Source organism: Rhodanobacter sp. L36 (assembly GCF_009765755.1).
In the GTDB taxonomy this organism is placed as follows: domain Bacteria; phylum Pseudomonadota; class Gammaproteobacteria; order Xanthomonadales; family Rhodanobacteraceae; genus Rhodanobacter.
The window spans coordinates 266,274-278,102 of sequence record NZ_LMUV01000006.1 but is presented as its reverse complement, the minus strand read 5'-3'; the positions used below and the strand labels follow the sequence as shown (position 1 = coordinate 278,102).

At 60.2% G+C, this 11,829-nt stretch carries 10 protein-coding genes and 1 pseudogene; all 11 read left to right on the top strand.

The annotated features are described in order from the left end of the window. A pseudogene (locus GSQ73_RS09510) lies at positions 1 to 210 on the top strand (type IV secretory system conjugative DNA transfer family protein); the annotation flags it as partial. A gap of 333 nt (positions 211 to 543) precedes the next feature. Further along, entirely contained in the window at positions 544 to 813 is a 270-nt protein-coding gene (locus GSQ73_RS09505) for a hypothetical protein (protein WP_158883382.1), read from the top strand. Continuing rightward, the gene (locus tag GSQ73_RS09500; protein WP_254063359.1) at positions 776 to 1,738 is read left to right on the top strand and encodes an ankyrin repeat domain-containing protein; all 963 of its coding nucleotides are present in this window, start codon (positions 776 to 778) and stop codon (positions 1,736 to 1,738) included. Before GSQ73_RS09505 ends, GSQ73_RS09500 begins: the two co-directional genes overlap by 38 nt. 39 nt (positions 1,739 to 1,777) lie before the next feature. Beyond that, entirely contained in the window at positions 1,778 to 2,185 is a 408-nt protein-coding gene (locus GSQ73_RS09495) for a hypothetical protein (protein WP_158883381.1), read from the top strand. Between the two features lie 93 nt (positions 2,186 to 2,278). Beyond that, positions 2,279 to 4,216, top strand: coding sequence for a hypothetical protein (locus GSQ73_RS09490; RefSeq protein WP_158883380.1), 1,938 nt, complete (start codon positions 2,279 to 2,281; stop codon positions 4,214 to 4,216). 137 nt (positions 4,217 to 4,353) lie between these two features. Beyond that, entirely contained in the window at positions 4,354 to 4,611 is a 258-nt protein-coding gene (locus GSQ73_RS09485; protein ID WP_158883379.1) for a hypothetical protein, read from the top strand. Positions 4,612 to 4,730: 119 nt separating this feature from the next. Beyond that, complete coding sequence (tviB, locus tag GSQ73_RS09480) at positions 4,731 to 6,008, top strand: Vi polysaccharide biosynthesis UDP-N-acetylglucosamine C-6 dehydrogenase TviB (RefSeq protein WP_158883376.1); 1,278 nt, start codon at positions 4,731 to 4,733, stop codon at positions 6,006 to 6,008. Further along, positions 6,008 to 7,057 (top strand): SDR family oxidoreductase, encoded by a 1,050-nt coding sequence (locus GSQ73_RS09475; RefSeq protein WP_158883374.1) that lies wholly within the window; start codon positions 6,008 to 6,010, stop codon positions 7,055 to 7,057. The genes tviB and GSQ73_RS09475 overlap by 1 nt, the downstream gene beginning before the upstream one ends. A 22-nt stretch (positions 7,058 to 7,079) precedes the next feature. Then, a complete protein-coding gene (locus tag GSQ73_RS09470; RefSeq protein WP_158883372.1) occupies positions 7,080 to 7,808 on the top strand; it encodes a 4'-phosphopantetheinyl transferase superfamily protein in 729 nt (242 codons plus the stop codon). 98 nt (positions 7,809 to 7,906) lie between these two features. Continuing rightward, entirely contained in the window at positions 7,907 to 9,295 is a 1,389-nt protein-coding gene (locus GSQ73_RS09465; protein WP_158883370.1) for a TIGR03013 family XrtA/PEP-CTERM system glycosyltransferase, read from the top strand. Positions 9,296 to 9,304: 9 nt separating this feature from the next. Beyond that, positions 9,305 to 11,824: a hypothetical protein gene (locus GSQ73_RS09460; RefSeq protein WP_158883368.1), complete on the top strand. Its 2,520-nt coding sequence runs from the start codon at positions 9,305 to 9,307 to the stop codon at positions 11,822 to 11,824. Positions 11,825 to 11,829: the final 5 nt, after the last annotated feature.

Genomic DNA, 11,829 nt, shown 5'->3' with positions numbered 1-11,829 from the left:
CCGGCCGATGACGAGCTGATCTTCTACGAAGGCTGCAAACCCATCCGCGCGAAGAAGAACTGGTTCTTCAAGGACAAGAACTTCAAGGAGCGGGCAAGTGTGGCGCCGGCGAAAATCAGGATGGTCGCGTCGAGCTCGCAACAAGGATCGGCCACCAAGAACGTTGTTCGCTCGCAGAATGCGCAGGAGAGTCGATGGCTGGCGAACTGATGCCGGCGTCACCGCGCGTGCAATCACGACCATGTACGCGAACGACTCTCGCTCGGTATGTTGGCCTAGTTACGGGACGCTTTATGACGCACACCCTCACATAGGAGATGGATCGGTGAAATTGTCATTGTCTTCCAACTGATTGAAATTTGGACTCGTCGCTCATGCCTTCCTATGGAGTTGCGCATTGCCACCCTCTGTCGCTGCTCAGGAATCAGATGCGCGGCAAGTATCGATGGCAATCGACGGTGAAATACAAAGAGAGAAAACAAGGCTGCTGCAATACTTTATGTCGGGGCGGCAAAAAAATCGGATGTCGAAGGAATGCTTTCCATGATCAGTCCGATTACCCGCAAGAAGCAGGGCGATGATGCCATTCGCCGGATTTTTACCAAGATTCAAATCCCCCTTTTTTCGTTGACCAAAATTGATATGGACGCATGTGTTCAAACGCCGATCAATGATCCGGACGGAACGACAGAATCGATGTTTGCCTGCCCGTTGAATATGAAAAATCTTGGCGTGGTCATTGCGCACATCATGGTTTTGAATGAGGACGGTAGTTATGTTTCCGCCGTGGACTTCACTGAGAAATCCCATTAACACCAAAGAGCTGACTGCATTGAAAGCACTGCGCTGGATCGGTGTAGCGGGCTTGGTGATATGGCTCGCCAGCTGCAGTCTGTCTGCACCGAGCAGTTCATCTGAGAGTTCGAATCCGGCTCCATCAACACCGTCGAAAGGATTGTTCGACGCGGCCAGAACCTTCAGGAATCCGCAGGCGCAAGTGCTGGCGCGCGCAGCACAAGACAACAATGCCGGTGAAGTGCGGCGGTTGATCAAGGACGAGCATGTCAATCCGGATGCGTTGTTCAGCGATACCAACGACGAAGAACGTGTGCCTGTAGTGGCATGGCCCGTGATCACGCAGAGTCTGGGGGGGCTCAAGGCGTTGCTGGACGACGGCGCAAATCCCAACGTCAAGATGCGCTACCCCGATCTCGATAAAACCGTAGTTCTCTACTACGACAATGCAATGGTCTATGCCGCAATGAACGAAGATCCGGCTTATTTGAAATTGCTGTTGGAGCATGGGGGCGATCCGAATACGCGTAATGTCAACGGCGAAACGTTGTTGTTCCAAGCCTACATTTGGCACAACCAGTGGCAGAACGTGCAAATGCTGGTGGAGCGCGGAGCGGATGCAAATGCAATAACGCAGAGCGGCTCCATTCTTTATGATTACACCGCCGAGGGGAATTTCATGGCTGCTTATTGGTTGCTACAGCACGGGGCCGATCCCAAGGCGAACTCGGGGATCAAGCCGGCGGGTGAAGAAATGCATTATCTCCCAGTCGAAGCCATCTTCTGGTACCCCGACAAGCCGAACATGCTTGACTGGAAGCGCAAGTGCCAGCAGTGGCTTTTCACACACGGAATCAAACGGCCGCCGATGCCTGCTGTTTATCACAATTGGCGCAGGGATTTGGGGCAGCCATACGAAGAAAAAGACATCCCTTTATTGTAAATCCATGCCGTCGCAATCTACCTGATCAAGGAATGAACTATGCCGACCGAACTCGAACTCGAACTCGAACAAGAGAGGCTGCAACAACTTCATGAGCGTGGCGATCCGACTTCGTTGCAGTATGCGGATCGGTTGCAGAAGGAATATCACGTTCGCCAGATGGATGGTCTGGCGCAGGACGTGTACCGGGCGGGCAAGGGAAAGGATCCTAAGGACCAGGATCCAAATCGGCCACCGCAAGGCTGGACACGACTAAGCGAACATCCGGAGATGATGAGAAAGTACGCAGCGCAGCTGCATACGACTCCGCAACAATTGCTGCGAACCCTGCATCCGAACGAGTCCGGCTTTCGCGCGGAAATCTACTTGCCCGACGCTGCTCTTCAGCAGGCCGGCTACAAGCCAACACTTGCGTTCAAAGGCTCTTCCGGCGAAGTGATGACCTAGGATGGCAAGCGGCACGACACATCAGCGGAGGATTTCGGTGCCAATAATTTCCCCCAGTCGATCGGCTTGAAAACGGATTACTACGATCGCGCGATGCTTCTAGGACGTGACTTGAAGCTACATGGCGTTGATTTCGAATCCACCGGCCACAGCCTGGCCGGCGGAATGGCTGCGGCAGTGGCGGCGGTCACGGATACCCGTGCTACCACGCTCAACGCTGCTGGCCTTAATCCCATCACGACTGCGCGGTTTGCACAGGAACATCCTGGCGTTGTGGTTGCCAGGAATTTGAACCACCTCATCACCAACTATCAGGTTCAGGGCGAACTTCTCAGCGATGGTGTGCAGAACAACATCCACAACATGGACGCGCTGCATCGGTTCGAGCTAGGCAGCACGTTGAAGGAAACATGCGAGGTACTGCAGCGCGTGCCGGAAGCGAAGAGATTTTTTGCACAGAAGTTGGGCGAAGGTCTGCCGCCGCAAGCTCAAGCCACGGTGAACGCTTTCGTGGACAAGGTGGCTACTGGCAACACCGATAAGCTCCTACGCGACTTGCCGCTGGCCGCCGGCGAGCAGCATGTGCTGGCCGCGATGACGCGCGACGCGCAAGGAAATCTAATTCCGCGCGTGCAGGTGATCAGCCTGCCGGAAACCACGCGCCTGGCAACACCGTTGCTGGAATCATTGGCTGTCGTTTCGGCTGGAGCGCGTATCGGCGAGCGCGGCGGTGAAGTGTTCGCGGCGGGCGGCCATTTGAGCGCTCAAGGCCTGCATGCCACGGGCCGCGGTGTGGACGGCGCGGCGGACTATGCCGGCACCTTGGCGCAGGCGACGACCAGACTCGAAGGGTCGGTGGTCCAGTCCGGCGAACATGTCCTCGGCGCAACGCTGGCGCATGCGCGCGTGGCCCAGGCTGAGGTGACGGCGCAAGTGGATCAGCGACTGGGTCAAGCCCAGCATTTCGGTGCGGAAGTCGACGCGTCAATGCTGCGTGGCGTGGGTCATTTGGTGCCGGAGCGGGCGCAACACGTTCTGCAGGGCATGGCAGCAGTGCTTGAGCGAGACGGCTTGGAACTGCAGCGCCAGAGTGCGGCGCTTGCCGCCAGCGATCGTTTGTTGGGGCAGGCCGATGCGGCAACGATTCACGGGGTCACACACGCGGTGGAATCGGCGACTTCGAAAGGTGCCGAGAGTTACGGGGCCGCGCAACACGCGATGATCGGCGGTGCAGGCCACTATGCACGCGCGGGGTTGGATGCTTCCGCTCGGAGCGTCGAAGGCGTGACACAACATGCGCCTTCCGCTTTCGCTGCCACGGGCGCGGTGGCGGGGCTGGGAGTGGCCACCGTATGGGAACTCAATCCAGCCAATTACCCGCGTCTGGCCGAGGCGGCCACGGCGATAAGTCATGGCGGGCAAGCCGCTTCCGAAGCCTTCGAGAAGCATCCATTGCTGGCAACGGTTACGCCCAGTCTCGATGCGAATATCCTGGATTTGGAACGAGAAGCAGACCAGTTCCTTCAACACGGCGTGCCGGAGCACGTCACCACCGTGCAGCGTCCCTACGAGTCATCGCACGGTTCTGCTGAGTCGTCGTTCGCTACGACGAACCACGCGCCATTGCTTGCACAATCCATCGCGCCCGCGGAAGCGTCTTACGCGCATGACGATCCGCGTCATCCGGACAATCCTCACCACGGGTTGTACCAGCAACTGAAGGAGCACATTCCTGAAGCCAGCGACAAGCGTCTGTTGCAGTTCACCGAGGCCTGCCACGCGAAAGGCGTGGGAGAAAGAAATCTCGGCGAGATCGCCTTCGACAGACAGGGCGGGCAAGTGATTTTCCATCCATCATCCACGGGCCTGCTTGCAATCGTGGATGTGAAACAGCCCTCGCCCGAGGCTCAGCAGTCGATCCAGCATATCCAGCAGAACGATCAGATGCAGGCGCAGATTCAAACTCAGATTCAGGCGCAGCACGCGCAGATCAATCACCAGCAGGGCGGGATGCAACGACCCATGCAATGAGCGCGCAGCAGGTTTGATGATCAACGAAGACTCCCGCCGAGGGCGCGGCGCGAAGTATTGGCAATGGCCCGGCGGGCACTGCCCTGATTGCTGGAGATGGTCGTGGCTGCAGCCACGTTGGTTGCGTTGGTTTATACGTGCTGCATATGCGTTTTTGCCGCAATGGTATCGACGATGCCTCCAATGGCGCGGTGGATAGCCAGAAGCTGGATGAAGCTTTCGCGCCCTGGGAATCGGTAACGAACGCCATGGAAGCTTGCTTGCATGCACACCATGTGGTTGCCGAGTGTCGTGAAGCCGGACAACCGCTAAGATGCGCATCGCGCGTCGGCCGGGTTGCCGACAACGTTGCAGAACAGGGGCGTTACAGCCATATGACCGATGGTCGATGGTGAATATTCGAAGCCAGTCGATGTCATCATGCCGCTCCGGCAGGATGGCCGCGGTCGTTAGGGACCTTCGAAATCCAGGGACTGGCAATATTTCCGAATTGAAAGTCACCGGGATGTTTCGCATGCGGAATCTGGAAAGCAGCAAGATCGCCATCATCGGGCTGGGCTACGTCGGGCTGCCGTTGGCGGTGGAATTCGGCAAGCACTACGACACGGTCGGTTTCGACATCAACACGACGCGCATCGACGAGTTGCGCACCGGCCACGACAACACGCTCGAGGTCGACGCCGATGAGCTCGCCGCGTCGCCGCGACTTGGTTTCAGTGCCGATCTCGAAGACCTGCGTGGCTGCAATGTCTACATCGTTACCGTGCCGACGCCGATCGATTCGGCCAAGCGGCCGGACCTGACGCCGCTGATCAAGGCGAGCGAGACGCTCGGCAAGGTGCTGAAGCCCGGCGACATCGTGGTGTACGAATCCACGGTCTATCCCGGTTGCACCGAAGAAGTCTGCGTGCCGATTCTCGCCAAGGGTTCGGGCCTGGTGTTCAACCAGGACTTTTTTGCCGGCTACAGTCCCGAGCGGATCAACCCGGGCGACAAGCAGCATCGCGTCACCAACATCCTCAAAGTCACGTCCGGCTCGACGCCTGAAGTGGCCGATTTCGTGAACCGTCTGTATGGCTCGATCATCGTTGCCGGCACGCACCAAGCCAGCTGCATCAAGGTCGCCGAAGCGGCGAAGGTGATCGAGAACACCCAGCGCGATCTCAATATTGCGCTGGTCAACGACCTGGCGATCCTGTTCAACAAGCTCGGCATCGACACGCTCGAAGTGCTGCAGGCGGCCGGTACCAAGTGGAACTTCCTGCCATTCCGGCCGGGTCTGGTCGGTGGTCATTGCATCAGCGTCGATCCGTATTACCTGACGCACAAGGCGCAAGAAGTGGGGCATCACCCCGATGTGATCCTCGCGGGCCGTCGCACCAACGACAGCATGGGTCCGTACATCGCCAACGAAGTGATCCGGCTGATGGTGCGGAAGGGCATCAATCCGGTGCGCGCGAAAATCCTGCTGCTCGGGTTGGCCTTCAAGGAAAACTGCCCGGACCTGCGCAACACGCGCGTGGTCGATATCGTCGAAGCGCTGCGTGGCTACGACGCGCAGATCGACGTGCATGATCCCTGGGTCAGCGTGGCCGAAGCCGAACACGAGTACGGCATCCATCCGGTCGAGCATCCCGAGCCCGGCAGCTACGACGCGGTGATCATCGCGGTCGGGCATCGGCAATTCGTCGCCATGGGCGTCGATGGCATTCGCGCCCTGGGCAAGCCGTCCACGGTGATCTACGACGTGAAATATGTGCTGCCGCGCGATGCGGTGGACGGGAGACTGTGATGGCCAACAACGTCGAACTGCCGCAGGCGCTGCAGGAGCGCCTGCGCGGCGAATCTGCCACCTGGCTGGTGACGGGCGCGGCCGGTTTCATCGGCTCCAATCTCGTCGAAACCCTGCTCAAGCTCGGGCAGCAAGTCGTCGGCCTGGATAATTTTTCCACCGGCTATCAGCGCAATCTGGATGAAGTGGAGCAATTGGTTGGACCCGATGCGTGGTCGCGCTTTCGGTTCATCCGCGGCGACATCTGCAACCTTGAAGATTGTCGCGCAGCCTGCAAAGGCGTTCGCTACGTGCTGCACCAGGCCGCGCTGGGTTCGGTGCCGCGTTCGATCGAGGATCCGCTGGCCACGCACGCGTCCAACGCCACCGGTTTCCTCAACATGCTGGTGGCCGCGCGCGACGAGGGCGTCAACAGTTTCACCTACGCGGCATCGAGTTCGACGTATGGCGACGAGCCCACCTTGCCCAAGGTCGAGGACAAGATCGGACGCGCGCTATCGCCGTACGCGGTAACCAAGCTGCTCAATGAAATCTATGCCGAAGTGTTCGCGCGCTGCTATGGCTTCAAGGCCATCGGCCTGCGTTACTTCAACGTGTTCGGGTGTCGGCAGGACCCCGATGGCGCCTATGCGGCGGTGATTCCGCAGTGGATCGCCACGATGATCCGCGGCGAAAAAGTGTTTATCAACGGCGACGGCGAAACCACGCGCGATTTCTGTTTTGTCGCCAACGCGGTGCAGGCCAACCTGCTTGCGGCGCTGTCGGCCGACGAGCATCGCGACATGGTCTACAACGTGGCCGTCGGTCAGCGCACCAGCCTCAACCAGCTGTTCGATTCGCTGGTGGCGGAACTGGCGGTGGGCGGAAAGTCGTACGGCAGCCGGCCTGTGTATCGTGATTTTCGCGCCGGTGACGTGCGCCATTCGCTGGCGGATATCGGCCGCGCGAATTCGCGGCTGGGTTATGAGCCCACGCACACGTTGCAGGCTGGGCTGACTGTGGCGATGCCCTGGTATCTGGGATTCATCGCGCGCCAGAACGCCAGTTGATCTCTCGCCACAGCCCGCAAACATGTCGACGGTTGATCACACCGACGCACAAGGTGATTTCGCGGAGTTGATCCGGCAACATCTGGGATCGACCGGCTTTGTGCCGCCGGTTGCAAGCGAAGCGGGCGTCGCGATTTTCGACGTCGCGCGATGGCTGCCACAGCGGGCCATCGCCGAGACGTTTCTCGGACCGTGGGAACGCGAACGCGCGGCGCGCTTCCACTTCGACCGCGATCGCGACATCTACGTGCTTGCGCACGCGATATGGCGAATCGTGCTTTGCGATTGCCTTGGCCTCGAGCCAGCCTCGGTGCCGCTGGAAAGTCTTCCTTCGGGCCAGCCGCATCTGCCCGGAACACAATGGTCGACAAGCCTGAGTCATAGCGGCAGGTGGGTGGCCGTGGCCGTGGCGCAGGCGGTGACGGTGGGCGTCGATATCGAACAATTTCCGTCCCGCGCGGACTTGTCCGCGCTGACCACCGCCATCTGCACGCCGGCCGAAGCGGCGGATATCGAAAAACTGCCCCCGCCAGATCGAGATCTCGAGCTGCTGCGCCTGTGGACACGCAAGGAGGCGCTGCTCAAGGGTTTCGGGATCGGCCTGTCGCAATTGCCTTCCACATTTTCGGCCTCCGCGAACGAATCCATGCCGCCACCGCCTGGATCGAGCCTTCCGCCATTACGTTGGCGTGACCTGTGCTTGACTCCTCCAATCGTCGGGGCCATCGCCGTCACAAATGTGACGAGATAGACCTTTCGGCGAGGTAGGACTTGACATATAGCGCGTGATAATCTCGCGCTCCCGCCAAAACGAAGGACTCGTGGGCGGGCCACAGGGGGTACCGTTTCATGCATAAACAGACAACGCGTTGGATATTGCTGCTCGCCTCGGCCGAATTCCTGTTGCTGGGAATCTCGTTGAACGTGGCGACCTATCTGCGCTATTTCAGACATGCCGATCAGCTGTCCGAATTCTCCGTGCACATGCCCGAGCGCGCGCTCGTTTTCGCCGTCGTGGTGATGCTTGGGCTGGCGGCGCTGGGCCAGTATCAGTCGCACATGCGCACCGGATGGTTCGGCTTGCTCGCCCGCCAGGCGGTGGGCTTCGTGCTCGGCATCATCGGGCTGGTGATTGCCTACTACCTCGTGCCGCAGGCGTATGTCGGGCGCGGCGTTCTGATCATTGCGCTGCTGCTGGGTTTCGTGGCGGTCACCGGTTTCCGCGCGTTGTTCCTGCGGCTGGTCGAGGTCGAGGCATTCAAGCGACGCGTGTTGATCCTCGGCGCAGGCATGCGCGCATCGCAAATCCATCACCGCATGCGTCGTCGTGCGGATCGCCGGAATTTCGTCATCGTCGGTTTTGTGCCGCGCCCGGGCGAAACGCTCGCGGTGCCGGCGGAACAAGCGTTTCCTTTCGATGTACCGCTACATGCACTCGTGCAGAGCGAGCAGGTCGACGAGATCGTTGTCGGCGTGGATGACCGCCGCGGCGGCCTACCGATGGAAGACCTGCTCGAGTGCCGTCAGCTCGGCGTGGATGTCACCGACTTGACCACGTTCTTCGAGCGCGAATCGGGCCGCGTGCAACTGTCGTTCACCGATCCGTCCTGGCTGGTGTTTTCCGGTGGCTTCAATGCCACGCCGATACGCCGTGTCAGCAAGCGCTGTTTCGATCTGGGAATTTCTGCGCTGGTGTTGCTGCTGACCTGGCCGCTGATGCTGATGGTGGTGTTGGCGATTCGTATCGAATCCGGCGCCGGCCAGCCGATCCTGTATCGACAGGAACGTGTCGGCGTGCGCGGCAAGACGTTCTGGTTGAACAAATTCCGCAGCATGCGCACCGATGCAGAGATGGACGGCGTCGCACGCTGGGCAAGCAAGGACGACGATCGTGTTACACGCGTGGGCAAGTTCATCCGCAAGGTGCGGCTGGACGAGCTGCCGCAATTGTGGAACGTGCTCAAGGGCGAGATGAGTTTCATCGGCCCGCGTCCGGAGCGCCCGCAATTCGTCGCGGACCTCGAGCAGAAGATTCGCTATTACAGCCTGCGCCACTGCCTCAAGCCGGGCCTGGCCGGATGGGCGCAGTTGCGCTATCCGTACGGCGCTTCCGAAGACGACGCGGCCGAGAAGCTCAAGTTCGATCTGTATTACGTGAAAAATCACAACCTGCTGTTCGATCTCCTGATCCTGATCCAGACAGTGGAAGTCGTCCTGTTCGGACGCGGAGCACGCTAGGAAGTCGTCATGCACCACGGGAGCGGCACGTATCGCGCACAGTCGGATGTGCACGGCAGGCTTGAAGGGACGAAGTCGTCCTGGCTTCGTCTTGCCGCGGGTGCGGGGATGCTGCTTTCCGGAACGTTGGCGCAAGCGGCGAATGCGCCGACGCCTCCGGCCAACCCCGATGCAGTAACTTCCGCGCATCCGCGCATGATCCTCGACGCGGAAACCCTCGCCGATCTGCGCAATCGCGCATCCCAAGACACGCCGCAATGGCGGCGACTGAAAAAAAGTTGCGATTCGTATGCCGGCGGCACGGTGAATTTTCCGAGCGAAGAGGGTTATCCGAACCTTCCGAATCTCGGTCAGGGCTATCAGGGCGATGCCTATCTGCCCGCGCTGATGAATTCGGCGCTCTGCTATCAGATCCTCAAGACCGAAGATTCCAAGGCGGCCGCGCGCTACGGTGCCAAGGGGGTCGAACTGCTGATGAAAATGTCCGCGCCTTTCAGCAAGGCGAAAGGCAACCAGGGCGAAGATCCGATGAAGGACGATGGCTACGTCATCCGCTTCTACGGCGTCGGTTTCGGCCTGGGTTATGACTGGTTGTACGACCTGCTCACGCCGGCCCAGCGCAGCCAGGTCTACAACACGGCCAACACGTGGCTGGCTGCATGGGAAAACCCGCACAGCGTTTCGCAGTTCGAGTACGTCCATCCGCAGAGCAATTATTTCGCCGGATATTTCCACGCCAAGGCGGCGATCGCGTTGGGTACGTACGGCGACAATCCCAACGCGCCAGCGGAATGGCGCGACTGGCTCGGGCATCAGTTCGCTGATCGCGTGCGCCCTTACTACGCGAAACATCTTCAGGGCGGCGGCTGGCCGGAAGGCTTCGCCAATTACGCGCCGCTGGCGATGCTCAACATGAGCCTGCCGATTCGCGAAGTGCAAACCGCCACCGGCCAGGATCTGCTTGACGGCATCACGCCGTACATCTATCCGATCGACAACGCCGACTACGTCATGCAATTCACCTGGCCGTCGCGCGCCTACTTCGACGACCGCGACACCAGCCATTCAAACACCCTGAACACGCCGCCGGGCAGCGTGCCGGTGAACATGTTCGAACAGATTCTCGGCGACCTCACCTACTGGCATTCGCCGAAAGCCGCGATCTTTCACAGCTATCTCGACGAAGTGAAAAAAGCGACCTCGGATGCTGACGGCGCCGATCCATGGCTGAGTTTTCTCGACGTCGATCCGTCGTCACCGAAGGCGGACGTGAAGACTTTGCCGCGGTCGTATTTCGCCACCGGCATGAACGCCGTCGCGGCGCGATCGGACTGGAGCACGAGCGCAAGCTGGATGTCGTTCCGCGCCGGACCTTACGTCAACAATCCTGCACAGGGCGAAGAGCTTTTCGACCAAGGCAGCCTCGCGCTGGTGCATGGCGCGTTGCCGCTGCTGGTCAACGCGGGCGGTTGGGTCGTGCACAACCCCAATGGCAGCGCCGACGAAAACAACGTCTACAACGACAACTTCGGTGACGTGGACAGAACGGTCTATGTCGGCAACCGGCAGATGTACAACGTGTTCTACGTGCGTCACATGCGTGGTGACAAAGTCGCCGAGCGCTACGGGCAGGCCGCGTACACCATCGAAGACGACAATGCACACACGCGCGTCGCGGCGTTCGAGGATGCCGGCGATTACGTCTACGTGCTGGCGACGAACATCGAGAACATGTATCGCAAGTTCACTTTCGGACCGGGCGTTGCCGCGTGGTCGCGACAGGTCATCTACCTGCGCCCGAACCGCTTCGTCGTCTATGACCGCACCACCGAAGGCCGCGCCGATTACGACCAGTTTCTCGCCTGGCACTTTCCCGCGAATCCGCAGCAGGCGCAGAGCGCCGCGGGACAGCAGCGCCTCGACGTCACCTACCAGCACACGTACGTCGGCGCGATGACCACGGTGCTGCCGCAAAGCACGAAGGTCACCACTTTGCCGCTGTATCCGCACAGCGATCCGGTGAAAGTGTGGCAAGTCCAGGTGCGCCCGCCGACGAACGACGTCGTGCAAAAGTGGCTGACGGTTTTCGATCTGTCGCCCTCGGCCGCCGCGGTCGCCGCGGCGAGTCCGGTGACCGTCACGCAAGGTCATGTCGTCGGCGTGCGGCTGGCGGCGAGCGATGGCAACAGCGTGGTCATCGCGAGCACGGAAAATGCAGGCACTGCGATCAACGGCGCCATTGCGTATACCGTCCCGGCCGCGGCTGCACGACATGTTGTAACTGGACTTGCGCCAAATGCCGGTTATCGCATCGCCGTGTCGAACACCGGCGCAACGCAGGCGATCAGCGTGAGCCCCGAAGGCGGCAGCAAGACGAGCGCGAACGGCGTACTCGATTTCGATGTGGATGCGAGCGGAAAAGTGCAGCAGGTCCAGGCCCGCGCGTTGCCCGATGTCGATCAACATCTGGCTGGCGGACGGCTCGCGGCGAAAGTGCCCGCCGCGCGCCACAAGCATCGAAGCAACTGACGTGG

Excerpts from the sequence above, each read along its gene's own strand:
- GSQ73_RS09505 (WP_158883382.1), top strand. The coding sequence starts at position 544 with ATGATCAGTCCGATTACCCGCAAGAAGCAGGGCGATGATGCCATTCGC.
- GSQ73_RS09500 (WP_254063359.1), top strand. The coding sequence starts at position 776 with ATGTTTCCGCCGTGGACTTCACTGAGAAATCCCATTAACACCAAAGAG.
- GSQ73_RS09495 (WP_158883381.1), top strand. The coding sequence starts at position 1,778 with ATGCCGACCGAACTCGAACTCGAACTCGAACAAGAGAGGCTGCAACAA.
- GSQ73_RS09490 (WP_158883380.1), top strand. The coding sequence starts at position 2,279 with ATGCTTCTAGGACGTGACTTGAAGCTACATGGCGTTGATTTCGAATCC.
- tviB (WP_158883376.1), top strand. The coding sequence starts at position 4,731 with ATGCGGAATCTGGAAAGCAGCAAGATCGCCATCATCGGGCTGGGCTAC.
- GSQ73_RS09475 (WP_158883374.1), top strand. The coding sequence starts at position 6,008 with ATGGCCAACAACGTCGAACTGCCGCAGGCGCTGCAGGAGCGCCTGCGC.
- GSQ73_RS09470 (WP_158883372.1), top strand. The coding sequence starts at position 7,080 with ATGTCGACGGTTGATCACACCGACGCACAAGGTGATTTCGCGGAGTTG.
- GSQ73_RS09465 (WP_158883370.1), top strand. The coding sequence starts at position 7,907 with ATGCATAAACAGACAACGCGTTGGATATTGCTGCTCGCCTCGGCCGAA.
- GSQ73_RS09460 (WP_158883368.1), top strand. The coding sequence starts at position 9,305 with ATGCACCACGGGAGCGGCACGTATCGCGCACAGTCGGATGTGCACGGC.